At 70.6% G+C, this 25,963-nt stretch carries 22 protein-coding genes and 1 pseudogene; 6 read left to right on the forward strand and 17 right to left on the reverse strand.

Annotated features, from left to right (window positions below):
- Positions 1-28: 28 nt before the first annotated feature.
- The gene (locus XM48_RS11425) at positions 29-1,015 is read left to right on the forward strand and encodes a LacI family DNA-binding transcriptional regulator (RefSeq protein ID WP_046456013.1); all 987 of its coding nucleotides are present in this window, start codon (positions 29-31) and stop codon (positions 1,013-1,015) included.
- A gap of 45 nt (positions 1,016-1,060) precedes the next feature.
- Here XM48_RS11425 and XM48_RS11430 read toward each other — a convergent pair whose 3' ends face one another.
- The 12 genes from XM48_RS11430 to lepA all read right to left on the reverse strand — a co-directional run bounded on the left by XM48_RS11430 (position 1,061) and on the right by lepA (position 13,016).
- Positions 1,061-1,435, reverse strand: a complete 375-nt coding sequence (locus XM48_RS11430; RefSeq protein ID WP_046455953.1) for a DUF5684 domain-containing protein — start codon at positions 1,433-1,435, stop codon at positions 1,061-1,063.
- A gap of 81 nt (positions 1,436-1,516) precedes the next feature.
- On the reverse strand, positions 1,517-2,443 hold the full coding sequence (era, locus tag XM48_RS11435) for a GTPase Era (protein ID WP_046455954.1): 927 nt from the start codon (positions 2,441-2,443) through the stop codon (positions 1,517-1,519).
- Positions 2,440-3,750 (reverse strand): hemolysin family protein, encoded by a 1,311-nt coding sequence (locus XM48_RS11440; RefSeq protein ID WP_046455955.1) that lies wholly within the window; start codon positions 3,748-3,750, stop codon positions 2,440-2,442. Before XM48_RS11440 ends, era begins: the two co-directional genes overlap by 4 nt.
- Complete coding sequence (gene ybeY / locus XM48_RS11445; RefSeq protein WP_046455956.1) at positions 3,747-4,208, reverse strand: rRNA maturation RNase YbeY; 462 nt, start codon at positions 4,206-4,208, stop codon at positions 3,747-3,749. Before ybeY ends, XM48_RS11440 begins: the two co-directional genes overlap by 4 nt.
- Positions 4,205-5,227 (reverse strand): PhoH family protein, encoded by a 1,023-nt coding sequence (locus tag XM48_RS11450; RefSeq protein ID WP_052961472.1) that lies wholly within the window; start codon positions 5,225-5,227, stop codon positions 4,205-4,207. Before XM48_RS11450 ends, ybeY begins: the two co-directional genes overlap by 4 nt.
- Positions 5,217-5,567 carry a histidine triad nucleotide-binding protein gene (locus XM48_RS11455; protein ID WP_046455957.1) on the reverse strand — a complete coding sequence of 117 codons (351 nt, stop codon included), beginning with the start codon at positions 5,565-5,567 and terminating at the stop codon, positions 5,217-5,219. Before XM48_RS11455 ends, XM48_RS11450 begins: the two co-directional genes overlap by 11 nt.
- A gap of 22 nt (positions 5,568-5,589) precedes the next feature.
- Entirely contained in the window at positions 5,590-6,393 is an 804-nt protein-coding gene (locus XM48_RS11460) for a 16S rRNA (uracil(1498)-N(3))-methyltransferase (protein WP_046455958.1), read from the reverse strand.
- 18 nt (positions 6,394-6,411) lie between these two features.
- Entirely contained in the window at positions 6,412-7,518 is a 1,107-nt protein-coding gene (dnaJ, locus tag XM48_RS11465) for a molecular chaperone DnaJ (RefSeq protein WP_046455959.1), read from the reverse strand.
- Between the two features lie 84 nt (positions 7,519-7,602).
- Complete coding sequence (hrcA, locus tag XM48_RS11470; protein ID WP_046455960.1) at positions 7,603-8,637, reverse strand: heat-inducible transcriptional repressor HrcA; 1,035 nt, start codon at positions 8,635-8,637, stop codon at positions 7,603-7,605.
- Between the two features lie 133 nt (positions 8,638-8,770).
- Complete coding sequence (hemW, locus tag XM48_RS11475; RefSeq protein ID WP_046455961.1) at positions 8,771-10,009, reverse strand: radical SAM family heme chaperone HemW; 1,239 nt, start codon at positions 10,007-10,009, stop codon at positions 8,771-8,773.
- 2 nt (positions 10,010-10,011) lie between these two features.
- Positions 10,012-11,169, reverse strand: a complete 1,158-nt coding sequence (locus XM48_RS17050) for a DUF1990 family protein (RefSeq protein ID WP_156175046.1) — start codon at positions 11,167-11,169, stop codon at positions 10,012-10,014.
- Positions 11,166-13,016 (reverse strand): translation elongation factor 4, encoded by a 1,851-nt coding sequence (lepA, locus tag XM48_RS11485; protein WP_046455962.1) that lies wholly within the window; start codon positions 13,014-13,016, stop codon positions 11,166-11,168. The genes XM48_RS17050 and lepA overlap by 4 nt, the downstream gene beginning before the upstream one ends.
- A gap of 91 nt (positions 13,017-13,107) precedes the next feature.
- Between lepA and XM48_RS11490 the strand changes: the two genes are divergently transcribed.
- Positions 13,108-13,905, forward strand: coding sequence for an MOSC domain-containing protein (locus tag XM48_RS11490; protein WP_046455963.1), 798 nt, complete (start codon positions 13,108-13,110; stop codon positions 13,903-13,905).
- 133 nt (positions 13,906-14,038) lie between these two features.
- Positions 14,039-14,299, forward strand: coding sequence for a 30S ribosomal protein S20 (gene rpsT / locus XM48_RS11495; protein ID WP_046455964.1), 261 nt, complete (start codon positions 14,039-14,041; stop codon positions 14,297-14,299).
- Between the two features lie 1,093 nt (positions 14,300-15,392).
- On the opposite strand, the gene holA is transcribed toward rpsT, so the two are convergent.
- The 3 genes and pseudogenes from holA to XM48_RS17575 form a co-directional block, all read right to left on the reverse strand.
- Positions 15,393-16,415: a DNA polymerase III subunit delta gene (gene holA, locus XM48_RS11500; RefSeq protein WP_046455965.1), complete on the reverse strand. Its 1,023-nt coding sequence runs from the start codon at positions 16,413-16,415 to the stop codon at positions 15,393-15,395.
- A 686-nt stretch (positions 16,416-17,101) separates the two neighbouring features.
- Positions 17,102-18,652 (reverse strand): annotated as a pseudogene (locus tag XM48_RS18540) (ComEC/Rec2 family competence protein); the annotation flags it as partial.
- Between the two features lie 344 nt (positions 18,653-18,996).
- A complete protein-coding gene (locus XM48_RS17575; protein WP_231580874.1) occupies positions 18,997-19,773 on the reverse strand; it encodes a ComEA family DNA-binding protein in 777 nt (258 codons plus the stop codon).
- Between the two features lie 178 nt (positions 19,774-19,951).
- Between XM48_RS17575 and XM48_RS11515 the strand changes: the two genes are divergently transcribed.
- From XM48_RS11515 to XM48_RS11525, 3 genes are read left to right on the forward strand one after another with little or no spacing between them, the layout of a single operon-like run.
- Positions 19,952-20,335, forward strand: coding sequence for a GntR family transcriptional regulator (locus tag XM48_RS11515; protein WP_046455966.1), 384 nt, complete (start codon positions 19,952-19,954; stop codon positions 20,333-20,335).
- Positions 20,332-21,054 carry an ABC transporter ATP-binding protein gene (locus tag XM48_RS11520; RefSeq protein ID WP_046455967.1) on the forward strand — a complete coding sequence of 241 codons (723 nt, stop codon included), beginning with the start codon at positions 20,332-20,334 and terminating at the stop codon, positions 21,052-21,054. The genes XM48_RS11515 and XM48_RS11520 overlap by 4 nt, the downstream gene beginning before the upstream one ends.
- On the forward strand, positions 21,051-21,890 hold the full coding sequence (locus tag XM48_RS11525) for a hypothetical protein (RefSeq protein WP_156175049.1): 840 nt from the start codon (positions 21,051-21,053) through the stop codon (positions 21,888-21,890). Before XM48_RS11520 ends, XM48_RS11525 begins: the two co-directional genes overlap by 4 nt.
- An 85-nt stretch (positions 21,891-21,975) precedes the next feature.
- On the opposite strand, the gene leuS is transcribed toward XM48_RS11525, so the two are convergent.
- Positions 21,976-24,492: a leucine--tRNA ligase gene (gene leuS, locus XM48_RS11530; protein WP_052961475.1), complete on the reverse strand. Its 2,517-nt coding sequence runs from the start codon at positions 24,490-24,492 to the stop codon at positions 21,976-21,978.
- Between the two features lie 52 nt (positions 24,493-24,544).
- Entirely contained in the window at positions 24,545-25,921 is a 1,377-nt protein-coding gene (locus XM48_RS11535; protein ID WP_046455969.1) for an anthranilate synthase component I family protein, read from the reverse strand.
- Positions 25,922-25,963 lie beyond the last annotated feature (42 nt).

Genomic DNA, 25,963 nt, shown 5'->3' on the forward strand with positions numbered 1-25,963 from the left:
GGCGACGACGCCCGCTAGCATGTGGATCATGAGCGCCAGACGGGTCACGATCGTCGATCTCGCAGCCGAACTCGGCCTGTCGAAGACGACGGTCTCCGACGCCCTGCACGGGCGCGGTCGGGTCGCACCCGAGACCGTCGCCCAGGTGCGCGACACCGCCGCAGCGCTCGGCTACGTCGGCAACCGCGCCGCGCAGCAGCTCCGCGGCAACCGCGTCGGCGCGGTCGGCCTGTACATCCCGCCCGTCGTCCGCAGCTTCGCGTTCTACATGGAGTTCGTCTTCGGCGCCGTCGCCGCCGCGGGCGAGAACGGGATCGACCTCGTGCTGCTCACGCGCGACGAAGCCGCGCTGCGCAGCCGCCCGCCCGCGGTCGACGGGATCATCGCCATCGACCCGCTGCCCGGGGATCCGGTGCTCGCGGCGCTCTCCGCGCTCGCGGTCCCCCTGGTCACCGCCGGGCGGCCCCTCGACCCGGCCGAGATCGACGCGGACGGGACCATCGAGGTGCGCTATCAGCGGTACGTGCGCGAACTGCTCGATCGGGCTCGCGGTCGCGGACTGCAGCGCCCCGCGCTGCTGCTCCCCGACCAGCAGTTCCATTCGTCCTTCGCGGAGGACGTCGTCGACGGCTACCGGAGCTGGTGCGGCGAGCACGGTGTCGAGCCGTGGATCCGCGAGCTCCCCCTCCACCCGAGCGCCGAGACGCTCGCCTCGACGCTCGACGCGCTCATCGCGGAGCGCGATCCCGAGATCCTGCTCTGCGGCTACCAGGGCCTCGCCGGCCGACTCGTCGCGCCGCTCGACCGCATCGGCCGGGCGCCCGGTCCGGAACTCGACCTGGTCTCGCTCGTCGGCGACCCCGTCACCGAACTCGGCGACAAGCGGATCACGAGCCTCGACGTACGACCGACCGGCTTCGGACGCGCCTCGGTGCTGCTGCTCCGGGATCTGCTCGCAGGCACCGCGACGGCTCCGACGAGCCGGATCCACGAGGCCTCGATCCCGAGCGTCTGAGCCGGGTGCGCGCCGCGCTCCGCGGCGCGCACGGCCGGAGCGATCTCAGGCCTTGCGGTACTGCGCGCTGCCGAAACCGATCACGAAGTAGCCGATGAACGGGAGCAGCCAGAGCAGGAGGATCGAGAAGAACGGCCCCTTGCCGAAGTTGCCGCCCACCTTGATCGCCACGATCAGCGCGAGGATCACGTTGACGATCGGGATCAGGTAGAGCAGCACCATCCAGCCGGAGAACCCGGCGATCTTCACGAGGAAGATCAGGTTGACGATCGGGATGATCGCGAGGATCCCGGGATAGCCGGCCTTGGTGAAGGTCTTCCAGAGCGCGATCGCGACGAGTACGTACCAGATGATGCCGACGACGGTGGCCGGGCCGCTGAGCGCGGTGATCTGGGTCTGGTCGGTGATTCCGTAGTCCATGAGCGTTCCTCCCCTGCGCGCCGCGCCAGCGGCGTCCCTGTGCGTCCGAGCCTAGTCAGCGGGTCGGGCCCGCGACAGTGCTCAGAATCCGAGCCGGCCCAGGGCCTTCGGATCGCGCTGCCACTCCTTGAGCAGCTTGACCCGCAGCGACAGGTAGATGCGACGCCCGAGCAGCGCCTCGATCTCGTGCCGGGCCCGCTCGCCGATGTCGCGCAGCTGCGAACCGCCCTTGCCGATCACGATGCCCTTCTGGCTGTCGCGCTCGACGTAGATCGACGCGTAGAGCGCCAGCAGACCATCCTCGCGCTCCTCGCGGTCGTCGACGGTCGCTGCGAGCGAGTGCGGCAGCTCGTCGCGCATGCCGTCGAGCGCGGCCTCGCGGATCAGCTCGGCGATGCGGTCGTCCTCGTTCTCATCGGTGATCTGCTCGGCCTCGTAGAGCGGCGGCGACACCGGCATGAGCTCGAGCAGCACGTCGGAGAGCACGTCGAGCTGATCACGGGTGACCGAGGAGATCGGCACGACGGCGTCCCACTCGCGCAGCTCACCGAGCCGCGTCAACTGGTCGATGATCTCGCCGTTCGAGGCCTCGTCCACCTTCGTGAGGATCGCGACCTTCTTGGCTCGGGGAAAGTCGTCGAGGCGCTCGTTGATGAAGCGGTCGCCCGGGCCGAGCTTCTCGTCCGCGGGCACGCAGAAGCCGATCACGTCGACGTCGCCGAGCGTCGCCTCCACGAGCGCGTTCAGCCGCTCGCCGAGCAGGGTCCGGGGCCGGTGGATACCGGGCGTGTCGACGATGATGAGCTGACCGTCGGGCCGGTGCACGATGCCTCGGATCGCGCGGCGCGTGGTCTGCGGCTTCGGGCTCGTGATCGCGATCTTCTGGCCGACGAGCGCGTTCGTCAGTGTGGATTTGCCGACGTTCGGTCGCCCTACGAACGAGACGAATCCCGCGCGGTGCTCGGCCTCGGGCTCGGTGCCGACGCCGTCGGCCTGTTCTGTGTTCACTGCTGTTCCTCTTCCCGGCGGACCTGATCCGCGTCGTTGTCTTCGGTGCCCACCCAGCGCACGCGCGCCGTCACGAGGCGCTGCCTGCGTCGTTCGGTCTCGAGCGCGGTCAGCTCGATCCCGTCGATCTCGACCCGGTCCCCGGGCTCCGCGAGCCGACCGAGGTGCTTGGCGAGCAGGCCGCCCACCGTATCGACCTCGTCGTCCTCGAGTTCGCGCTCGAACAGCTCGCCGAGCCGGTCGATGGTGAGCCGGGCGCTCACGATGAAGCCGTCGCCGTCGAGCACGATCTCGGGCGTCTCGCGGTCGTGCTCGTCGCTGATGTCGCCGAGCAGTTCCTCGATGAGGTCCTCGAGCGTGACCAGGCCGGAGATCCCGCCGTACTCGTCGACCGCGAGCGCCAGGTGCACGGACTCGCGCTGCATCTGGCGCAGCAGCTCGTCGGCGGGCTGCAGCTCGGGCACGAAGAGCGCGGGCTTCATCACGCGCGTGATCGGCGCGGACTCGGCCTCCTCGGGCCGGCGCAGCACGAAGCCGCTCGCGTCGCGCAGGTGGGCGACGCCGACCACGTCGTCGACGTCGTCGGTGACCACCGGGACCCGCGAGTGCCGCGACGCCAGGATCGCTTCGAGCGCGTCCTTCATCGACAGCTCGGCGTCGACCGTCACCATGTCGATGCGGGGCACCATCAGCTCGCGCACCCGGGTATCGCCGAACTCGACGAGCGAGTGGATGTAATCGCGGTCGTCCGCCTCGAGCAGTTCCTGCTCCGCGGCCTGATCCACCATCGACAGCAGCTGCTGCTCGTCGCGGATCAGCGCGCTGCTGCCGCCGCGTCCCGGGGTCACCCGGTCGCCGACGCGCATCAGGCTGCTCGCGACGGGCCCGAGCAGTACGCGGATCCCATGCACGAGCGGAGCCGAGAACCGAATGATCCCCTCGGGGTGGTGCGTGCCGACCGTGCGGGGGCTCGTGCCGACGAGCACGAAGGTGACCGCGGTCATGATGAGGGCGGCCGCGAGCAGCGTCAGCCAGAGCGGCTCGATGAGCGCGGCGAGCACGAGCGTGATGAGCACCGCCGCGAGCGTCTCGGCGGCGACGCGGGCGAAGCCGAGGGCGTTCTGGTGCGCGGCCTCGTCCTCCGCGATCGCCCGGATCGACGCGCCGCGACGGGCGTCCTCGGACAGCGCCAGGAGCTCGGCCTTCGAACGCACCGAGAGCGCTGCGTCGCTCGCCGCGAGCAGGCCGCCGATCGCGAGCAGCACGACGGCCGCCGCGAGGAAGAGCGCGATCAGACCGCCGGTCATCGGCCCCGCTCGCGCATCGCGAACCCGAGCAGCAGATCCCGCTGGAGACCGAACATCTCGGCCTCCTCGTCGGGGGTGCCGTGGTCGAATCCGAGCAGGTGGAGCATGCCGTGCGTCAGGAGCACGCGCACCTCCTGGACGAGATCGTGCCCCGCGGCCTCGGCCTGGAGCTCGGCGACCTGCGGGCAGATGACGACATCGCCCAGCAGACCGGCGGGCGTCGGCGCGTCGACGCGGCCCGGACGCAGCTCGTCCATCGGAAAGCTCAGCACATCGGTGGGGCCGGGCTCGTCCATCCACTGCACGTGCAGCTGCTCGATCGCGGCCTCGTCGACGAACAGCACGCCGAGATCGGTCTCGGGGTGGACGTGCAGCGATTCGAACACGAACGCGGCGAGGCGCTGCAGGCTCTCCTCCGCGACCGCGATGCCGGACTCGTTGTTGATCTCGACGCTCATGCTGCGGGACCCTTTCGTTCGTCGCGGTTCGCCGCGCGTGCTTCTTCGTATGCCGAGTAGGCGTCGACGATGCGGCCGACCAGGCTGTGCCGCACGATGTCGTCGGAGGACAGTTCGGCGAAGTGGATGTCGTCGACGCCGCGCAGGATCCGGTTCATGAGCCGGAGTCCGCTCGTGCCGACGGGCAGATCGACCTGGGTCACGTCGCCCGTCACGACCATCTTCGAGCCGTAGCCGAGGCGGGTCAGGAACATCTTCATCTGCTCGGGGGTCGTGTTCTGCGCCTCGTCGAGGATCACGAACGACTCGTTGAGCGTGCGTCCGCGCATGTAGGCGAGCGGAGCGACCTCGATGGTGCCGTTCGCGAGCAGGCGCGGTACCAGGTCCTGATCCATCATCGACCCGACCGCGTCGAACAGCGGCCGCAGGTACGGATCGATCTTGTCCTCCAAGCTGCCGGGCAGGTAGCCGAGCCGCTCGCCGGCCTCGACCGCCGGACGGGTGAGGATGATCTTCGCCACCTCGCGGCGCTGTAGCGCCTGCACGGCCTTCGCCATCGCGAGGTAGGTCTTGCCCGTGCCCGCGGGACCGATGCCGAACACGATCGTGTTCTGATCGATCGCGTCGACGTAGGAGCGCTGACCCGCGGTCTGGGGCCGGATCGCGTTGCCGCGCACGCTGAGGATCGGTTCCGACAGCACCTGCGCGGCCGTCGGGCCGTCGCCGCGTTCGACCATGCGGGTCACCTCTCGGACGTCGTGGCGGGAGACCGCGCCGCTGCGACGGGCGACCTCGAGCACCTCGCCGACGACCTGCTCGGCGGCGCGCACCTGCGCGGCCGGGCCCCGCAGGGTCAGCACGTGGTCGCGCGCGTGGAAGGAGACTGCGGGGTGCTGCTGCTCGAGATCGGCGATCAGCTGATCGCGATGCCCGAGGAAGCTCGCCAGGTCGACCCCGGTGAGCAGCACGGTGCGCTCGAGCTGCGGGCCCTCGTTCGGGGCCGGAGCGTCAGTTGCCAACGAGGCTGCGCTCCTCGAGTCCGCCCGCCAGCACGTGCGCGTGCACGTGGAAGACGGTCTGCCCGGCGCTCGCGCCGGTGTTGAACAGGAGTCGGTAGTCGCCGTTCGCGTGTTCGTCGGCGAGCTGCTGCGCGACGCCGATCATCTCGGCGAGCAGCGCGGGATCGCCCGCCGCGAGCTCGGTGACGTTCGCGTACTCGGTGGTCTTGGGGATCACCAGGATGTGCACCGGCGCCTGCGGGCTGATGTCGGGGAACGCGATCACGCGCTCGGTCTCGGCGAGGATCTCGACCGGGATCTCGCCTGCCACGATCTTGCCGAAGATGGTCTCTGCTGCCATGGGCATCAGTCTATCGACGGACTCACCAGCGGCCGAGCGCGACGTTCAGCACGGCGAGGCCGGCGGGGCCAGCAGAGGAGGTGCGGAGCACGGTGGTGCCGAGCACCAGGATCTCGGCGCCGGCGGATTCGAGGGCGTCGAGCTCGGCATCGCTGAACCCGCCCTCGGGCCCGACGACGAGCAGGATTTCGCTCGGGCGGGAGGCTTCGGCCGCTGCACTCGCACCGGCGGCTCGGACCGCCCCGGCCGCGAAGCGGGCCGCCCACTCCGACAGCGTGCGCTCACCCCGAGGATGCAGCGCGATGACCGCGCGATCAGGGTCCGCCGCGGCCGCGCGCAGCTCCTCCGAGGAGATCGGGGATCCCACTTCGGGGATCCGAGCGCGGAGCGACTGCTTCGATGCCTCCCGGGCGATGCGCGCCCACTTCGCGACGCCCTTCGCCGCCTTCTCGGCACCGCCGGCGCCGTCCCAGCGCGAGACGGAACGGGCGGCCTGCCACGGCAGCACCCGGTCGACGCCGAACTCCGTGGCCTGCTCGACCGCGCGCTCGTCGCGATCGCCCTTGGCGAGCGCCTGCACCAGGGTCACCCGCGGGCTCGCCTCGGCGTCGGTCCGCACCTCGTCGAGCTCGACCGCGAAGCGGTCGCGGTCCGTGCGCACGACGACGCCCCCGCCGATCGCGCCCGCACCGTCGCCGAGCAGGATCCGCTCACCGACGCGGAGCCGGCTCACCCGCACGGCATGACGGCCCTCTTCGCCGCCGATCTCGACGGTCGCGCCGACGGCCAGCGCGGTCCCGCGCTCGACGTAGTACAGATTCGCCACGCTGCTGCCCGCCCGCCGTCAGCCCTGGCGGAAGAAGCGGTCGCGGATCTTGCCGAAGAAGCCCTGTTGGAACTCCCCCAGCTTGGGTCCGTCGTCCTTGCCGAGCGCGGCCAGCTGGCGCACCAGGTCCTTCTCGCGGTTGGACAGCTTGGTCGGCGTGACCACCTGGGCCGCGATCTTCAGATCGCCGCGCGCGGTGGATCGAAGCCCCTGGATGCCGCGGCCCCGGATCGTGATGACGTCGCCCGACTGGGTGCCGGCGGGAACCTCGACCTGCACTTCACCGTCGAGGCCGGTGACCGTGCTCTCGGTGCCGAGGATCGCGTCGGTCATGCCGACCTGCAGCGTGCAGAGCAGGTCGTTTCCGTCGCGGCTGAAGATGTCGTGGTGGGTGACCCGGAACTCGATGAACAGGTCGCCGTTCGGCCCGCCGCCCGGGCCGACCTCGCCGCCGCCGCGCATCTGGAGCCGGGTGCCGGTGTCGATGCCCGAGGGGATGTCGACGTTGAGGGTGCGGCGCTCGCGCACGCGCCCCTTGCCGCCGCACTCCACGCAGGGGTGCTCGATGATGGTGCCGTAGCCGTGGCAGGAACCGCAGGGATGGTTGGTGACCACGTTGCCGAACAGCGAACGCACCTGCCGCTGCACCTGGCCGGAGCCGTGGCAGACGTCGCAGGTGACCGGCACGGTGCCCGGCTGGCAGCAACTGCCCGAGCAGGTGCCGCAGAGCACGGCGGTGTTGATGCTGACCTCGCGCTGCACACCGAAGATCACCTCGGCGAGCGAGACGTCGACGCGGATCATCGCGTCGTCCCCGCGCTCCGCACGCGATCGGGGACCGCGCTGGCCGCCGCCGAATCCGCCGCCGCCGAAGAACGTCTCGAAGATGTCGCCGAAGTCACCCATCGACGCGCCGCCCTCGGAACCGCCCATGTCGTAGCGGCGGCGCTCGTTGGGATCGCTGAGCACGTCGTAGGCGTGGGTGACGCCCTTGAAGCGCTCGGACGCCTCCTCGCTCGGATTCACGTCGGGGTGCAGCTCCCGCGCCAGGCGCCGGTAGGCCTTCTTGATCTCTTCGGGCGATGCGTCGCGTGCGACGCCGAGCGTCTCGTAGTGGTCCGCCACGGTGTGCGGCTCCTCTCATCGATTCGATGGTGGATGAAGTTCGTCGGTCGCGGGCGCCGGGTGCTCTCGGGCCGCGACCCTGGGTCAGCCCTCGCCGAGGGTCCGGTTCAGGTATCTCGCGACCGCGCGCACGGCCGCCATGTTGCCGGCGTAGTCCATGCGCACCGGGCCGAGCACGCCGAGCTGGGAGGGCGTGCTCGAGACGTCCTCGTAGCCGGAGGCGATGATCGACGCGCTCTCGAGCCCGTACGGCTCGTTCTCGCGACCGATCGACGCCGAGACCTCGCGGCCCTCCTGCGCCATCTCGCCGAACAGTCGGAGCAGGGTGACCTGCTCTTCGATCGCCTCGAGCACCGTGGAGAGGCTGCCCGAGAAGTCGGCGCCGCGCGAGAGGTTCGCGGCGCCCGCGATCGCGATGCGCTCGCTGCGGTTCGCCCGGAGCTGTCCGATGACGACCGCGAGCACGCTGCGCACCAGCTCGGCCTCGGCGGGTTCCGCCCAGTCCTCGACGGTACGGTCGAGCAGCTCGACCGCCTGCACCGCGCTCTCGAGATCGGAACCGATCACCGCGCCGGCGATGCGCTCGCGCAGGCCGTGCACCCAGGCCTCGGTGACGCGCACCGCGGGCAGGGCGGCGACCTGCTGCTCGACCACGCCGGTGCCGAGGATCAGCACGCAAAGCACGCGGGCCTCGCCCACGGCGACGAGGTCGATGTGGCGCACCGCCGTGCGCTTGAGCGACGGGTACTGCACCACGGCGACCTGGTTGGTGAGCTGCGCCAGCAGCCGCACGGTGCGGGCCATGGCGTCGTCGAGGTCGCTCGATTCGCCGAGGAAGCGTTCGATCGCGGCCCGCTGACCGGCGCTCAACGGCTGGAAGCGGCTGAGCGTGTCGACGTAGAGCCGGTAGCCCTTGTCGGTCGGAACGCGACCGGACGAGGTGTGCGGCGCCGCGATCAGTTCTTCGTCCTCGAGCAGCGCCATGTCGTTGCGGATGGTGGCGGCGGAGACGCCGAAGCTGTGGCGCTCGACGATCGACTTCGAGCCCACCGGCTCGTTCGATTCGACGTAGTCGCCCACCAGCGCGTGCAGCACGGCGAGACTGCGTTCCGAGACCATCACGCACCTCCTCGCCGGCGTTCGATGTGGATCGGGTCGGCACCCGTCGACTGGCACTCGCAATCGATGAGTGCCAAGTCTATCCCACCGACCCCGCGGAACGGCCCGTCCGTGGCCGCCGCGTCACCCCGATTCAGCCGTCGGCGGAACCGAGCAGCCGATGCACCACGGTGTCGGCGAGCAGACGGCCGCGCAGGGTGGGGATGATCCGGCCGCGGATCGCCGCCGGGCCGTCGATGAGCTCGCTCGCGATGAGCCCCGGGATCGCCCGCCGCTCCTCCGGGCGGAGCACCGAGGCGTCGAGCCCGTCCGAGATCCGGGTCTCGAGCAGGATCCGCTCGGTCCGCCTGGACTCGGCGTCGAGCGTCTCGCGGGCATGCGCCGGCGAGATGCCCTCGGCGATCCGCTGCGAGTAAGCGGCGGGGTGCTTCACGTTCCACCAGCGGACGCCTCCGACGTGGCTGTGCGCGCCCGGGCCCGCGGCCCACCAGTCCTCGCCCGTCCAGTACGACAGGTTGTGGCGGGATCGGGTCTCGGGTGTGCGCGACCAGTTGCTGATCTCGTACCAGTGCAGCCCCGCGTCGGCGATCCGCGCGTCGGCGAGCTCGTACATCTCGGCGTGGAGGTCGTCGTCGGGGGCGGCGACCTGCCCGCGCTTGATCTGCGCCGCGAGCTTGGTGCCCTGCTCGATGATGAGCGCGTAGGCCGAGAGGTGATCGGGTTCGCAGGCGAGCGCGACGTCGAGCGATCGCTCCCAGTCGCCGATCCGCTCACCCGGAGTCCCGTAGATCAGGTCGAGGCTGACCTGCAGGCCCGCCTCCTTCGCCCATTCGACGACGAGCGGAATGCGTTCGGGGGTGTGCGTGCGGTCGAGGGTGGCGAGCACGCTCGGCACAGCGGACTGCATGCCGAAGCTCACCCGGGTGAACCCCGCATCGGCGAGCGTGCGCAGGTAGGCAGCGTCGACGGAATCGGGATTCGCCTCCGTCGTCACCTCGGCACCGGCGGCCAGCCCCCACTCGTCGCGGATGCGACCGAGCATCGAAGCGAGGTCGTGGGCCGGGAGCAGCGTCGGCGTCCCGCCGCCGAAGAAGACGGTCGAGACCCGCCGTTCGGGCAAGCCGGACTCGCGCAGCACGCGAGCGCCGAACGAGAGTTCGGCCGCAGCCTCTGCGGCGTATCCGGCCTGGCTCGCTCCCCCGCCCAGCTCGCTCGCCGTGTAGGTGTTGAAGTCGCAGTAGCCGCAGCGCACCCGGCAGTAGGGCACGTGGACGTAGACGCCGAAGGCGCGATCCGAGGCGCCGTCGAGCACGCTCGTCGGAAGCGAACCGTCGGAGGGAGCGGGATCGCCCTCCGGAAGGATGCTGGGCACGCCTAGCCCTTGCCGCCGCGCGACTTGCCGCGGTTCTTGCCGCCGTGCGGCTTCGAGCCGGGCGACTTGCCGCCCTGGGCCTTGCCCTTCGACTTGCCCCACGACTTCGCGGTCACGGGTGCCGCGTCGTGCGGCTCGACCCGGGGAACCTCCGCTGCGGCGGGCGCCACGACGCCAGCGTCAGCGGGTGCTTTCGCGTCGGCGGGCTCGGGCTCGGGCTCGGGCTCGGGCTCGGGCTCGGGCTCGGGCTCGGGCTCGGGCTCGGGCTCGGGCTCGGGCTCGGGGCCAGGATCCACCGCGGCGGCCTCGGCCGCAAGCGGGTCCGCCGCGGCCTGCGGAACGGCTTCCGGCACAGCCGGAGCAGTGGGCTCGGCCGCGGCCTGCGCCTCGGGCAGCGGTTCGGGTTCGGGCGCAGCCTGCGGTGCGCTCGGCACGGATCCCACGCCCTCGGTCAGCCCGGGCACGGGCACCATCGGAGTGGCGTGCACCGCGGCGGGTTCCCGATCGGACGCGGCGGCCTCGACGGGAGCCGCGTCGGGCACAACGCCGGGGAGCATCGCTTCGAGGTGCTGCTTGGCGCGCCCGATCGCGGAACGGATCTGCGAGCGTCCCTTGAGCGCGCTCGTCGAGCCGAGGAAGCCTCGGGTGACGCCCCAGACGGTGTCGTCCGAACGGTGCTCGACGAGGAACAGCTCCTCGCCGATCGCACCGTCGTCGTCGTCCGTGCCGATGGCGAAGCCGACGCGGTCGGCCTCATCGATCACGTAGACCACTCGGATGCGGCGGGACTGCTTGCCACTGTTGCGGCTGATCGTCGCGGTCGTACCGGAGGTCAGGTACGGCTCGCCGTCGGGACCGAAGTGATCCTCGCGCACGGCGGGCGCTTCCGCCGAGCCCTGCGCGTCGAAGGTGAGGCCCGCGTACTGCCCGCCGTCGCCGCGGACCACGTCGGCGATGGTCTCGCCGGAGGCCCGGTGCGCACCCCAGGTCATGAGCAGGCTGACCGCGGCCAGGAAGCGCTCCTGTCCGCTGCCGATCAGCAGCGACTCCTCAAATGGAGTGGTGCCCTCGGGCGGGAAGCGGAGCAGATCCGGTGCGTTCGACGCCCCGACGGCGGCATAGGTCACCGGCATCGGCACGTAACTGCTGCGCCGACTCACTTCTTCTGCTCCTTGCCCTCCACGTCACCCGAGAGCGCGGCGATGAAGGCTTCCTGGGGTACTTCGACCCGGCCCACCATCTTCATGCGCTTCTTGCCCTCCTTCTGCTTCTCGAGCAGTTTGCGCTTGCGGCTGATGTCGCCACCGTAGCACTTGGCGAGCACGTCCTTGCGGATCGCGCGGATGGTCTCGCGGGCGATGACGCGCGCGCCGATCGCGGCCTGGATGGGCACTTCGAACTGCTGGCGCGGGATCAGCTTGCGCAGCCGCTCCGCCATCATCGTGCCGTAGTGGTAGGCGTTGTCGCGGTGCACGATCGCGCTGAACGCATCGACCTTGTCGCCCTGGAGCAGGATGTCGACCTTGACCAGATCGGCTTCCTGCTCGCCCATCGGCTCGTAGTCGAGGCTCGCGTACCCCTGGGTGCGGCTCTTGAGGTGGTCGAAGAAATCGAAGACGATCTCGCCGAGAGGCATGCTGTAGCGCAGCTCGACGCGCTCGCCGAGGTACTCCATGCCGAGCAGGCTGCCGCGCCGGCTCTGGCAGAGCTCCATGATCGTGCCGACGTAGTCCTTCGGCGCGAGGATCGCGACGCGGACCATCGGCTCGCGCACGCTGGCGATCTTGCCGTCGGGGTACTCCGACGGGTTCGTCACCGTGATCTCTTTGCCGTCCTCGCGCGTGACCTGGTAGACCACGCTCGGTGCCGTCGCGATGAGGTCGAGGTCGAACTCGCGGCGCAGGCGTTCGCTGATGATCTCGAGGTGGAGCAGGCCGAGGAATCCGCAGCGGAAACCGAAGCCCAGGGCGACCGAGGTCTCGGGCTCGTACTGCAGGGCGGCGTCGGAGAGCTTGAGCTTGTCGAGCGCCTCGCGCAGCACCGGGTAATCGCTGCCGTCGATCGGGTAGAGCCCCGAGAACACCATCGGCTTGGGATCCGTGTAGCCGGGGAGCGGCTGCTCGGCGGGCTTCAGCTTGGTCGTGACGGTGTCGCCGACCTTCGACTGACGCACATCCTTCACACCCGTGATGAGGTAGCCGACCTCGCCGACGGCGAGGCCGCCGGTGGGGGTCGGGCCGGGGGCCGAGACGCCGATCTCGAGCGCCTCGTGCTCGGCCTTCGTCGACATCATCTGGATCTTCTCGCGCGGCGTCAGACGACCGTCGACCATGCGGACGTAGGTGACGACGCCGCGGTAGGGGTCGTAGACCGAGTCGAAGATCATCGCGCGGGCCGGCGCATCGGCCTGGCCCACGGGAGCCGGGATCCGCTCGACGACGCGATCCAGCAGCTCTTCGACGCCCGCACCCGTCTTGCCCGACACCTTGAGGATGTCGTCGGGGTCGCCGCCGATGAGATCCGCGATCTCGCGCGACACCCGCTCGGGGTCGGCCGCGGGCAGATCGATCTTGTTGAGCACCGGGATGATCTCGAGGTCGTTCTCCATCGCCAGGTACAGGTTGGCGAGGGTCTGCGCCTCGATGCCCTGCGCAGCATCGACCAGCAGGATCGCACCCTCGCAGGCCGCGAGCGAACGGGAGACCTCGTAGCTGAAGTCGACGTGACCCGGCGTGTCGATCATGTTGAGCGCGTAGTCGCCGCCGGCGGCCTGCCAGTGCATGCGCACCGCCTGCGACTTGATGGTGATGCCGCGCTCGCGCTCGATATCCATGTTGTCGAGGTACTGCGCGCGCATGTCGCGGTCGGAGACGGTGCCGGTGATCTGCAGCATGCGGTCAGCGAGCGTCGACTTGCCGTGGTCGATGTGCGCGATGATGCAGAAGTTGCGGATCTGCGCGGGGTCGGTCGCAGCCGGCTTGGGCGGATTCACACTTCGTGGAGACATATGGAGGCCATTATTCCAGAGAACCGCGGCTCCCGCGGCCGATTGCGCTTCGAACGCGCTCCCGCGTGGCGGAGTCTGCGAGGATTGGGGCATGGCACAGGTCGTCGCGCTCTATCGTTTCCCGGTCAAGGGGTTCACCCAGGAGGCCTGCGAGGAGCTCACGATCCAGGACGACGGGCGCGTGAGCGGGGATCGCGCGTTCGCCTTCCGGTACGCGAACGCGCTCGCGCCGCGCGAACGCGACGGCATGGAGATCTGGTCCAAGTCCAAGGGCCTGACCCGGATGGAGTATCCGGCGCTCGCCGCGCTCAAGCTCTCGACCGACGCCTCCGGGGAGCGGATCCGCATCGACGGGCCCGATGGCCTGCACGTGGATGAGCCCCTCTCGGACGATGGGCGCGAGCGGGTCTCCGCGGCCGTGACCGAGTACCTGCTGGGTTCGGCCGACGCGAGAGGACTCGAGGCTCCCGGCCGCCTGCCGCTCAGCCTGCTGGGCGATGCCGATCGATCCCGGTTCCAGGACAGCGCCCGCGGATTCGTCTCGATGCACAGCCGCGAGAGCCTCCGGGCCCTCGAGTCGGCGCTCGCCGGCCCCATCGACGACCACCGCTTCCGTTCCAACATCGCGATCGAGGGTGTCGAGCCCTGGGAGGAGATCTCGGAGCTGTCGCGGGTGCGGATCGGCGATCTCGAGTTCGCGCCGCAGGAGGTGATCGGTCGTTGCCTCAACACGCACGCGAATCCCGAGACCGGAGTCCGCGACGCCGAGGTACTCACCACGCTGACCCGGGTGATCGGGCAGGCGCAGCCGACGTTCGGACGGTTCCTGCTCCCCCTCCACGGCGGCGGCACGATCCGCGTCGGCGACACGGTCGAGCTCATCGCCTGAATTCCGCACCCATCTCTGCTAAACTCGACTCTTGGCTTGCGTGTGGATCAACACCACACAACCCGCAAGGTGCCCTCTCTCGCCGCGCGGACAACCCGTCAATACCTCTTACCTCGTAAGGACAGAACCCAACGTGGCAAACATCAAGTCGCAGATCAAGCGCATCAAGACCAACCGCAAGGCGACCGAGCGCAACCGTGCGTACAAGAGCGAGCTTCGCACCGTGATCCGTCAGGTGCGCGAGGCGATCTCCGCTGGCGACAAGAGCGCTGCCGAGGCCAAGCTGCAGGTTGCCGCGCGCAAGCTCGACAAGGCCGTGAGCAAGGGCGTCATCCACAAGAACCAGGCCTCGAACCGCAAGTCGAAGCTCGCGGTCAAGGTCGCTGCGCTCTAAGCTCGACCAGCTTTCACAGCTTCCAACAGGCCCCGCCGGGATTCCGGCGGGGCCTGTTGCGTACCCGGGAACCTGGGTACCCGGGTCCTCTGGGTTCTCGGGCTGCTTGCGTTTCTTGCTTCCTGCATTTCCGCGTTTCGCGGCTCCCTCCCCCGGACAACTCCTTTGGGGAAGGCCGCTCGGTCTGGGCCGGGTCTGGTCAGGGCGGCCTGATGCGGATAGGCGGACGGACAGGCCACCGACTTCGCCGATGATGTCCGCGTCTGTGTCGGCACTCACGGCCACGACAACCGCGACGGCCACGGCGATCGGACGTCTTCCCGACAAGTGGACGCTTTCCCGACGAGTGGACGGCTCCCCGACGAGTGGACGGCGAGTCGGCCACCGGCAAGACGTCCAATCGTCGGTTCGGCGTCCAATCGTGGCTCGGCGCGCGCCGACAATCTGAGGCACCACCCGCACAGCCCGTGAAGTTCCCCGCTCCGTACAAGGCCATCCGTCGGGCGCCGACTCCACACCCAAGGGGAGCACCGCCACAGCCGGACCGCCGAGCGCTTCGGCGGCGCTAGGTCGTCCATCCGTCGGGCGCTTCCCAACGTCTGTACGTGTTCCCAACGTCTGTACGTGTTCCCAACGGCTGTACGTGTTCCCAACGGCTGGCCGTATTTTCGAAGGCTGGACGCCTTCTCGACAAGTGGACGGCGAGTCGGCCACCGGCAAGACGTCCAATCGTCGGTTCGGCATCCATTCGTCGGTCCTGCGGCCAGACCACCGTGCCAGCGCCCCGTCGCGTTTCAGCGGCTGCCCGTCGACGCAGACCGCTCCGACCGCTTCCTGGGCGCCACCCGCCCAAACAGGGACAGCAGGCAAGGGTCCCTCTCGCGAACGGGATCACCCGGCGGGAGCCAATTTCGTCCCGAGCTGACCCGGGCGTCGAATCTGCACGACACACGCAGCGTTCTCGGAAAGCACCCCGCCAAAATGCACTCCGCCGAGAACCATGCCGGTCAGACACGCCTCAGCGAGATTCACCGCAGCCGGAACCAGTGCGCTCGGCGCTACCGCACCCGCACCCGCAACCGCCGGGAGCGCCTCAGGCGCGGCGGGGCTCGCGTCCGCGGCGGGCGACGAAGAGCACGAAGCGTTCCAGCGCGTACTCGGGGTCCCGGCTGCCGCCCTTGAGCAGCCACTCCGTCTCGGCCGCGAGGTCGATCGCCGCAGCCAGGTGCTCCTCGCTCCACGCCCGGCCGTCCTTCACCGCGCGTTCCGCCTGCCAGGGCGCCATACCCAGGTCCTTCGCGAGCTGCCCCGCGGATCCGCGGGCGCCGTAGGCCCGGGCGATGCCGCGGAGCTTGAAGTTGAGCGCCGCGAGCATGGGGATGGGATCGGTGCCGGTCGAGAGCGCCTGACGGAGCAGCACGAGCGCATCGGCCGCCTTGCCCGCCGTGGCGGCATCGGCGACCTTGAACGCGCTCGCCTCCACGCGTCCCTCGGTCGCCCGTTCGACGTCGTCCTCGGTGATGCGGGCGCCCGCGGTCTCGACGATCTGGGCGCAGGCACCGGCGAGCTCGCCGAGACCGCCCGCGTAGGCGAGGACGAGCTGCCGCGCCGCGCCGGGGGTCGCCTGCGCCCCGAGCCGGTGGAACTCGCCCATGGCGAAGTCGTAGCGGTCCTGATCCTTCTTGATCTCGAGGCACGGGATCTCGATCGCGTCCGCGAGCCCGCGGACCTGATCGAGCACGGCCTTGCCGCGCTGCCCGCCTCCGTGGCGGAGCACGAGGGTCGTGTCTTCGGCAGGCTGCTCGAGGTAGCGCTTCATGTCGGTGATGAACGCGTCGGAGCACTTCTCGACGCCATCGACGCGGATGAGGCGGGGCTCGGCGAAGAGGGAGGGACTCGCGATCGTGAAGATCTCGCCGGAGGCGTACCCGGAGGCTTCGATGTCGTGAACCTCGGTCTCGGGGACCGCGGCCTTGAGCTGATCGCGGATGGTCCGTGCAGCACGGTCGGCGAGGAACGCCTCGGGTCCGCTGATGAGCACGACCGGCGCCGGGCGCGCCTCGAACCATCCCACCTGAGGGATCTTGCTCTTGCTTCCGCCCTTTGCCGCTGCCACCCTTCAAGCCTAGGGCAGCCCGCCGACATTGCCCGCCCGTCCGTCGCTTCGCCGCCGCGCTCCGCCCACACCCGAGCCGTTCCGTCGCCCCGGGGCGAGATCGCGATCGAGCCGAGTCGGTCGGTGCGCAGCACGACGGCTCCCGCCTGCTCGTAGGACGCGATCGCCTCGGCGGTCGGATGTCCGTAGCGGTTGCCCGCGCCCACCGAGACGACCGCGAGTCCCGCACCGACCGCTGCCGCCAGTCGGGGATCGTGATCGCGCGAACCGTGGTGCGCGATCTTCACGAGGTCCGCCGCGAGGTCGGTCCCCGCCCGCTGCAGCCTGAGCTGCTCCTCCCGCCCGGTGTCCGCGAGCAGCAGCATCGCGAACCCGCCCGCCCGCACGCCGAGTACGAGAGAGGCGCCGTTCGAATCGGCCGGACGCTCACCGACGGACGGCGCGAGCACCGAGACCTCGACCCCGGATCGCTCCTCCCGCTGTGCGCCCTTCGAGGCGAGCGCGTCACCGGTCCGGGACGGCAGTGAGATCCCGCTCCCCGCGACGCCGAGTTCGACCGGTATCGCAGCCGCGCACAGCTCGCGGAGCACGCGCCGCTCGGCGACGGCCCGCGGGTCGCCGCCGCAGGCATCCCGCGAGGTTCCCTCGGCGATGGGAGCGACGGGCGGGCCGACGGGCGGCGCGATGGTCGCCGAGTCGACACGATCGATCACCCGCTCCAGCGCGCCGACGTGGTCGCGGTCGTCGTGAGTGAGCACGAGTCGCTGGATCCGGTCGACTGCGAAGCGCCGGAGGCAATCCGTGAGCCGCTCGGGCTCGTCCCCGGTATCGACCAGCGCGACCGCGTCGGGCGAACGGGGGTCCCGCAGGAGCAGCGCATCGCCCTGCCCGACATCGCAGGCGACGAACGCCCAGTCGCGGGGCGTGGCCGCCCGTTCCGCGAGCGGAACCGCGACCGTGATCCCGGCCGAGGTCCCCGCGGACCCGAACACGAGCAGCGCGATCGTGACGCGCACGACGGTCGGCACCGACGGGGCGGGACGCCACGGCGCGCGCTGGCGCACCCGCGCACCTCCGGGCAGCCCGATGGCACCAGATCGCAGTCCTATCGCGATCAGCGGGGCGCACTGCACGGCGATCAGCAGCGCCGCACCGAGCCACCCGCCGGGCCATTCGAGCCGGGCGAGCGGAAGCGTCTGGCAAACCTCGGCAACGGCCGCCACCCAACGGGCGGCCCAACTCGCCACCACGACGGCGGCGCTCCCCAGCGACTCCGAGATCCCGAGCAGGAGCAGAGCGATCAATCCGACGCCGGTGCCGATCGGTGCCGCCGGCGCCGCGAGCAGGTTCGCGAGGATGCCGGCCAGCGGGATTCCCGGTTCGATCAGGAGCAGGCCGGGCCCGCAGGCGAACTGCGATGCGACGCTCATCGCGATCGGCAGCCCGAGGACCCGGGGCAGCCGCGCGGTTCGCCGCAGGCGCTCCTCGAGCGCCGGGACGAGGAGCAGGACTCCCCCGGTCGCAAGCACGGACAGCCCGAACCCGGCCTGCCTCGATTCCCAGGGGTCGGCGAGCACGAGGAGCAGCACGGCCGCGCCGAGCGCGGGAAGTCCGGCCCCCGGCACTCCTCCGAATCGGCTGGCCAGCATCACCCCCGCCATGACCGCCGCACGCTGCACGCTCGCATCGGGACCGATGAGGGCGACGAAGCCGACGAGAGCGAGCCCGGAGAGCACGATCCGGGTCCGGCGCCCGGCTCCGAGACGCGCCGAAACCCAGGTGATCGCCCCGATCACGAGCGCGCAGTTCGACCCGGACACCGCGGTGAGGTGCGTGAGCGATGTCGCACGCATGCTGTCGTCGAGGCGCTCCGGCACCGGGCTCGTATCGCCGACCGCGAAACCGGGGACCAGTTCGGCGCCCGGAACGACGGCGGCCGCGGCGGCGAGCCGGGCGCGGGACTCCGCCAGGGCTCCCACGATGCCGTCGAGCGCACCCGGGATCGATTCGGCGGCGCCGCGCGCGGATATCTCGAAGGCTGCGCCCGATTCGGGCGGCTGCGCCCGGATCCCGCCCGTCACTCCGACCCGGCTCCCCGGCCCCCATTCGGGATCGGGAGCCCCGTCCAACCAGACCAGCACGGGCGCGGCATCGACCGTTCCCCGGAGCCAGGACCGCGTCCCGTCTTCGGAGGCCCGAGATCCCGGATAGGCGCTCAGCCGCACTTCAACGGTCATCGCGCGGCCGCTGCCCGCTGCCGTGCTCAGCCCGGGGTGCCTCCGATCCTCCTCGAGCACGATCAATCTGACGCCCAGGAGGAGCAGCGCCGCGGCTCCGATCAGCAGCACCCCGAGCACCCGGGCTCCGAGCACCGGGTCCGTCGAGGACCCGGCCCGACTTCGCCGACGTCCGACGACGTGCGCGACCGTGCTCGAGAGGAGCGCCGCCACCACCGAAGCGGCGCTCAGCCAGACGCCGGCACCGGGTACCGAGATGACGGCGGCCGCGACGGCCCAGATGCAGAGCGACGGGGCGAGCACCCGCCAGAGTCCGTCGACGGTGTCCGAGCGACGCGTAGCGCTCACCCCGCCCGCACGACGTCGCGGAACCCGTCGAGCGTCTTCTCGCCGATGCCGGGAACCTCGAGCAGGTCGTCGACGGACCGGAAACGACCGTTCGCGGTGCGCCAGTCGACGATCCGCTGCGCCAGCGCGGGGCCGATGCGGGGCAGCGCCTCGAGCCCCGTGGCATCCACCTGATTCAGATCGATCTGAGCCGCGCCGTCGGGCGCGCCCGCACCGCCGGACGCCGCACCGCCGCCGGCCGAGGGCTCGGCCGCATCGGACCGGTTCGGGATCAGGATCTGCTCGCCGTCCTGCACGGCCCTCGCGAGGTTGACGCCCGCGACGACCGCGTCCTCGGTGGGGCCGCCGGCCGCTTCGACCGCGTCCTCGACCCGCGCTCCCGCGGGCATGCGGAATACTCCGGGGTGTTCGACCGCGCCCACGACGTGCACGAAGCGGGGGCCGTCGTCCGACGGCCCGTTCGACGTGCTCCGCTGCGGCGACGTCTCCGTGACACCGCGACCCGCCTCTGCGGCGCTCGGCGCAGCCTCGACGCGATGCGGCCGGAACCAGACGAGCGCGACCGCGACGACCACGGCGATCGTGAACACGGCGATCCCTGCGAGCACCGGGACGCCCAGGGCTCTGCGCACGCGCTCCCGCACCGGCACCACCGGCTGCAGACGCATCGGTTCTGGCGGCGGTTCGGCCGAGAGCTGCGGGCCGAAACGCTCGAGGAGCGCGCGGCGGATCTGGGGGCGATCGATCGGAGCCGGTGACGAGATGTGGGACATGCGATCGACCGTAGGTGCGTGGGTTCGCGGTCGGACGATTATGCACAGGGATCGGAGTGCTGCGTCTCGGTGGGCGCGTCCGCGCGGGTGAGGTGGATCGAATGGCCGGATCGACTGTATTAGTGTAATAATACAACGAGACAACAGGTCGCACGAGAATCCGAGAGCAGGGACACCCATGAGGATCGATGACTCCCGCCCCATCTGGGCGCAGCTCGTCGACGAGGTCCGCCGCCTCATCGCTTCGGGCGAGTGGCCTCCCGGCGGAAAGATCCCCTCCGTCCGCGAACTCGCGCTCGAGTTCGGCGCCAACCCGAACACGGTGCAGAAGGCCCTGGTCGAGATCGACCGCCTCGGACTCACCACCACCGATCGCACGGTCGGCCGGTTCGTGACCACGGACCGCAAAGCGGTCGCCGCCGCACGGTCCGCGCTCGCCGAGACCTCGGCGGATCACTTCATCGACGCGATGAGCGGCATCGGGCTCGAGCCCTCCGCCGCCGTGGCGCTTCTCGAACAGCGCTGGGCACAGCGCACAGCACACGGAAAGGACGTGCCATGAGCAGCACATCGATCACCCCGGAGCACCCGGCCGTCGAGGTCGAGGGACTCCGCAAGACCTACCACGGGCGCGCTGCGCTCGACGGGCTCTCGCTGCAGCTCGCCTCCGGGCAGATCGTCGGCCTGATGGGCGACAACGGCTCCGGCAAGACCACCCTGCTCAAGATCCTGGCGGGTCTGCTCTCGGAGTGGGAGGGCGAGGTCCGCGTCGAAGGACGCGCGCCGGGCCCGGAGTCGAAGGCGATGGTCTCGTTCCTCCCGGATGCGTCGTTCCTCGCCGACGGCCTCCGCCCGGCGGATGCCATCGCGCAGTACGCGCGGTTCTTCACCGACTTCGACGAGGCGAAGGCGCGGGAGATGATCGATTTCTTCGCGCTCCCGTGGGATCTCACGCTGAAGGAGATGTCGAAGGGAATGCGCGAGAAGCTGCAGATCTCGCTCGCGATGTCCCGCCGCGCCCGCGTCTACCTGCTCGACGAACCGATCTCGGGCGTCGATCCGGCGTCCCGCGACGTGATCCTCCGCGGCATCATCTCCGGCTTCGCCGAGGACTCGCTCATGGTCATCTCGACGCACCTGATCCAGGACGTCGAGGCGATCGTCGACTCGGTCGTGTTCCTGCGAGGCGGCCGGATCCTGCTCCAGGGCGCGGCCGATGAACTCCGCGAACAGCACCAGATGGGCCTCGACGCCCTCTTCCGAAAGGTCTACGCATCATGATGTCGGCACTCCTCTCCCAGGAACTCCGCACGAGCCGCCGCATGCTCCTCGGCACGCTCGGCACGATCGTGCTCGTCGCCGCGCTCTCCCTCGCCCTCGCCGCGCTCCGCGTTCCCCTGATCGGTTCCGCCGGCCTCGTCGTGGGGATCCTCGCGTCCCTCCTGCTGGTGCCCGCGGCGCTCGCGGTCCTCGCGATCCGCTACTGGCAGTCGATGTACGGGCGCGAGGGCTACTTCACGATGTCGATCCCGGTGCGCGGCCGCAGCCTGTTCTGGGCGAAGACGCTGTACGCGCTCATCGTCGCCGTGGTCGCGGGCGCGATCTCGGCGCTGGGACTCGCCACCGCGATGGTGGTGCTCAGCATCTCGCAGGGGCTCTCGACGGACGCCGCCCTCGACTCGCTCCGCGGGATGCTCGACTCGCTGGGGGCTCCCATGCTCTGGTTCCTCGCCGTCGTCCTGCTCGTGCAGCTGGTGTTCGCGGTGCTCTGCGGTGCGGCGATCATGTCGATCGGCGCCGAGGGACGGTTCAACCGGCTCGGATTCGGCGCTCCGCTGCTCGGCTGGGTCGGACTCTACGTGGTCATGCAGGGCGCCGGGCTCGCGGCGATGCTCTTCGTCCCCCTCGGCCTGACCATCGGCGGACCGGATGCCGGCACCCTCGTCGCCCGGGGCATGCTGCAGGAGTTCGTCGACGTGCTCCAGAACCCCGGCGCCGGCGGCCAACAGCAGGTCGATGTGCTGGGCCTCGGCGTCATCCCCCTGACCATCGTGGTGACGGCCCTGCTGTCGTGGTGGGGCGTGCGGTCGATCGAACGTCGCACCTCGCTGCGCTGAGCCCGAGAACGACGAAGCGGAGCGGAACCGTGCAGGTTCCGCTCCGCTTCGTCGTTCCGGCCGCCGTCGGCGGTCGCGGAGGCGCCTAGCTCGCGGGCTTCGTGACGATGCTCACGATCTTGGGCACGCGCACCACGGTGTTGACGATCTCGCGGTCGCCGATCGCGCGCTGCACGGCGGGCGATGCGAGCGCCGCGGCCTCGGCTTCGGCCTCGGTGACGGACGCGGACAGCGTCAGGCGGTCGCGGACCTTGCGATCGACCTGGACCACCATCGTCACCTCGTCCTCGACGAGGAGCGCGGGATCGGCCTGCGGCCACACCGCGAGCGCGACGGTCGGCTCGTGCCCGAGCTTCGCCCACATGTCCTCCGCCGCGTAGGGCGCGAAGATCGACAGGATCATCGCGATCGCCTCGGCGGACTCGCGCACCGCGGGGTCCGCCGCGCCGGCACCGGCGTCGATCGCCTTGCGGGTCACGTTGACCTGCTCCATGAGGCGCGCGACGACGACGTTGAACTTGTACGCCTCGACGAGCTCGGGAGCATCGGCGAGCAGCTTGTGCGTGGCGCGGCGCAGCGCGGCATCGCCCGAGTCGAACGATGCGCCCGCCGGCGAACCGGACTTCTGCACGTCGTCGGCGATGCGCCAGGCGCGCGCCAGGAACTTGGCCGAGCCCTGCACGGACACGTCGGCCCAGTCGATGTCGTCCTCGGGCGGGCCCGCGAACGCCAGCGTGACGCGCAGCGCATCGGCGCCGTGGTCGCGCAGCTCGGACGCGAACTCGACGAGGTTGCCCTTCGACTTCGACATCTTGGCGCCGTCGAGCAGCACCATGCCCTGGTTGAGCATGTCGAGGAAGGGCTCCTCGAAGTCGATGTAGCCGAGATCGTGCAGCACCTTGGTGATGAATCGCGAGTAGAGCAGGTGCAGGATCGCGTGCTCGACGCCGCCGACGTACTGGTCGACCGGCGCCCACTTCTTGGCCTCGGCCGGGTCGAACGCCTGCGTGTCGTCGTTCGCCGAGAGGAAGCGGAAGTAGTACCAGGAGCTGTCCACGAAGGTGTCCATGGTGTCGGGATCGCGCGTCAGCGTCTCGCCGGTCTCGGGGTCGACGACGGTCGCCCACTCGGTCGCCGCGCCGAGCGGCGAGGCGCCCTTCGGCTTGAGGTCCAGGCCCTCGGACGCCGGCAGCTCGACGGGGAGCGCCGACTGCTCGACGGGGCGCATGGAGCCGTCGGCCCCGTGCAGGATCGGGATCGGGGTCCCCCAGTAGCGCTGGCGCGAGATGAGCCAGTCGCGCAGGCGGTAGGTCTTGGCTCCGCGACCCGTGCCGCGGGACTCGAGCACCTCGATGGCCTTCGCGATGGCGTCGGTCTTGCCGAGCCCGTCGAGTTCGCCCGAGTTGATGAGGATCCCGTCGCCGGAGGCCGCGACACCGCTCTCGGCGGGGTCCGCGACGATCTCGCCCTCGGCGTCGCGCACCTCGAGCACGACCCGCACCGGCAGGTCGAACTTGCGCGCGAAGTCGAGGTCGCGCTGGTCGTGCGCCGGCACGGCCATGATCGCGCCGTGACCGTAGTCGGCCAGCACATAGTCGGCGGCCCAGACCGGGATCCGCTCGCCGTTGACCGGGTTGATCGCGAAGTGGTCGAGGAAGACGCCGGTCTTCTCGCGGTCGGCGTTCTGCCGATCGATCTCGCTCTGCTTCTGCGCCTCTTCGAGGTAGGCCTGGAACTGCGTGCGCACCTCGGCCGAGGCCGATGCGGCGAGCTCGGCCGCCAGGTCGGAGTCGGGCGCGACGACCATGAAGGTCGCGCCGTGCAGCGTGTCGGGGCGCGTGGTGAAGACCGGGACCTTCTCGGCCCGGCCCTCGATCTCGAACTCGACCTCGGCACCGACGGATCGGCCGATCCAGTTCCGCTGCATGTTCAGCACCTTGGTGGGCCACTTGCCCTCGAGCTGGTCGAGGTCGTCGAGCAGGCGATCCGCGTAGTCGGTGATGCGGAAGTACCACTGGGTGAGCTTCTTCTTCACGACCACGGCGCCGGAGCGCTCGGAGGTGCCGTCGGCCAGCACCTGCTCGTTGGCGAGCACGGTCTGATCCACCGGATCCCAGTTGACCCAGCTCGCCTTGCGGTAGGCCAGGCCCTTCTCGTACATCTTGAGGAACAGCCACTGGTTCCACTTGTAGTACTCGGGGTCGCTCGTGTGCAGCACGCGGCTCCAGTCGAACGACGGCGCGTACAGCCGGAACGAGGCCTTCTGCTGCGCGATGTTCGCGTAGGTCCACTCGCGGGGATCGACACCGCGCTTGATCGCCGCGTTCTCTGCGGGGAGACCGAAGGAGTCCCAACCGATCGGGTGCAGCACGTCGTAGCCGCGACCGCGCCAGTAGCGGGCGAGCACGTCGCCGAAGCAGAACGCCTCGGCGTGCCCCATGTGGAGGTCGCCCGAGGGGTAGGGGAACATGTCGAGCACGTACTTCTTGGGCCGTCCGTCGTCGGAACGACCCGCGGCGAACGGCTCGAGCTGCTCCCACACGGGAAGCCATCGATCCTGAATCGCCCGGAAGTCGTAGCCTTCGGCCTGCTGCTCGGTCACGCGCACCTCGATCTCTTACTCGCACGCACCCGCTCGGCAGCGGGCGCACAAGTCACCAGGATACCGCGCCGAGCGCACGGATCAGCGGCACGGCCTTCAGCTCCTTCTCCGCGCGCTCGCGCTCCGGATCCGAATCCGCGGTGATGCCGCCCCCGGCCCCGACGCGCGCGGTCGCGAAGAGCGACCGACCGCTTTCCGGCTCGGGCGCTCCTCCGCGCAGTTCGGCGCTCCGGATCGTCATCGCGAGCTCGACGTCGCCCTCGTCGCCGATCCATCCGAAGCACCCCGAGTAGAGGCCCCGCGGCCCCCGCTCCAGCCCGGCGAGGATCTCCACCGCACGGCGTTTCGGCGCCCCCGTCATGGATCCGCCCGGGAAGCAGGATCGGAGTACCTCGGCGATCCCCGACCCCGGTTCGAGGCGACCGCGGACGGTGCTCACGAGCTGGTGCACGTGCGCGTGGGTCTCGACCCGGAGGAAGCCGTCCACGCGGACGCTGCCCGGCCGGCAGACCCGGCTGAGGTCGTTGCGCATGAGATCGACGATCATGAGGTTCTCGGCGCGCTCCTTCGGGTCCCGGGCGAGCTCGGCCGCGAGCTCGGCGTCCCGGACCGGATCGGGATCCCTCCGCCGCGTCCCCTTGATGGGTCTCGTCGACACGCGGTCCCCGCGGATCTCGATGAAGCGTTCGGGGCTGGCGCTGACGAGCGCACGATCGCACGCCGCGACGACGCCGCCGCGGATCGCGCCGCCCGCCGCCCGCAGCTCGCGGTAGAGGTCGAGCGCGTCGAAGCTCCCCGCCATCTCGGCGGTGTCCGTGAGGCAGAGCACGTAGGCGTCGCCCGCAGCGATCGCGGAACGGCAGGCCTCGACGTCGGCTCGGTAGTTCGCCGCGGTCCGTCGCCACGCGGGCTCCGCCGGGGGCACGGTCGACCCGCCCGATCCGATCGCGTCGGGCCGCTCGGCGTCCGCGCGGGGCTCGGCGAACATGCCGCTCCCGAACCGCGCGATCCACGCGTCGAGCGCGGCGTCGCTCTCGCCCCGCAGCTCGGCGGCCTCACGCTCGTGGTCGATCACGAGCACGGTCGATGCACGCAGGGCGAAGGCGGGAGCCGCGTCATCGGGAGCGGGCTCGAGATCGAGCAGCGCCACGCCGAACTCGTACGACAGGGCGACGACCCAGCCGCCGGAGAAGCCGCCGCGGGCACCCGCGTCGGTCGAGGGTTCGAGCAGCGCCAGGAACTCCCGCTCCCGGCCGGGCCGGGCGTCGACGACCCGATCGGCCGTGCCGAGATAGCTCGTCCGGGAGTCCCCTGCGGCGGAGCCGTCGAGCCAGAACCAGGCCGACTCCGCCGACAGCGCCCGCGCGACGGCCACGGGATCCCCCGGGTACGGCAGAGCGCGAACTGCACCACGCACCGCTTCGATCATGCAGCCAGCGTAGTGTGGGACGGAACCGGGACAGCGCGAGGA

It is taken from the genome of Leucobacter sp. Ag1, from assembly GCF_000980875.1.
GTDB lineage: Bacteria > Actinomycetota > Actinomycetes > Actinomycetales > Microbacteriaceae > Leucobacter > Leucobacter iarius.

Excerpts from the sequence above, each read along its gene's own strand:
- lepA (WP_046455962.1), bottom strand. The coding sequence starts at position 13,016 with ATGTCTCCACGAAGTGTGAATCCGCCCAAGCCGGCTGCGACCGACCCC.
- XM48_RS11440 (WP_046455955.1), bottom strand. The coding sequence starts at position 3,750 with ATGACCGGCGGTCTGATCGCGCTCTTCCTCGCGGCGGCCGTCGTGCTG.
- XM48_RS11425 (WP_046456013.1), top strand. The coding sequence starts at position 29 with ATGAGCGCCAGACGGGTCACGATCGTCGATCTCGCAGCCGAACTCGGC.
- XM48_RS11430 (WP_046455953.1), bottom strand. The coding sequence starts at position 1,435 with ATGGACTACGGAATCACCGACCAGACCCAGATCACCGCGCTCAGCGGC.
- XM48_RS11520 (WP_046455967.1), top strand. The coding sequence starts at position 20,332 with ATGAGCAGCACATCGATCACCCCGGAGCACCCGGCCGTCGAGGTCGAG.
- XM48_RS11515 (WP_046455966.1), top strand. The coding sequence starts at position 19,952 with ATGAGGATCGATGACTCCCGCCCCATCTGGGCGCAGCTCGTCGACGAG.
- hrcA (WP_046455960.1), bottom strand. The coding sequence starts at position 8,637 with ATGGTCTCGGAACGCAGTCTCGCCGTGCTGCACGCGCTGGTGGGCGAC.
- XM48_RS11535 (WP_046455969.1), bottom strand. The coding sequence starts at position 25,921 with ATGATCGAAGCGGTGCGTGGTGCAGTTCGCGCTCTGCCGTACCCGGGG.
- XM48_RS11490 (WP_046455963.1), top strand. The coding sequence starts at position 13,108 with ATGGCACAGGTCGTCGCGCTCTATCGTTTCCCGGTCAAGGGGTTCACC.
- XM48_RS11455 (WP_046455957.1), bottom strand. The coding sequence starts at position 5,567 with ATGGCAGCAGAGACCATCTTCGGCAAGATCGTGGCAGGCGAGATCCCG.
- ybeY (WP_046455956.1), bottom strand. The coding sequence starts at position 4,208 with ATGAGCGTCGAGATCAACAACGAGTCCGGCATCGCGGTCGCGGAGGAG.
- XM48_RS17575 (WP_231580874.1), bottom strand. The coding sequence starts at position 19,773 with ATGTCCCACATCTCGTCACCGGCTCCGATCGATCGCCCCCAGATCCGC.
- XM48_RS11525 (WP_156175049.1), top strand. The coding sequence starts at position 21,051 with ATGATGTCGGCACTCCTCTCCCAGGAACTCCGCACGAGCCGCCGCATG.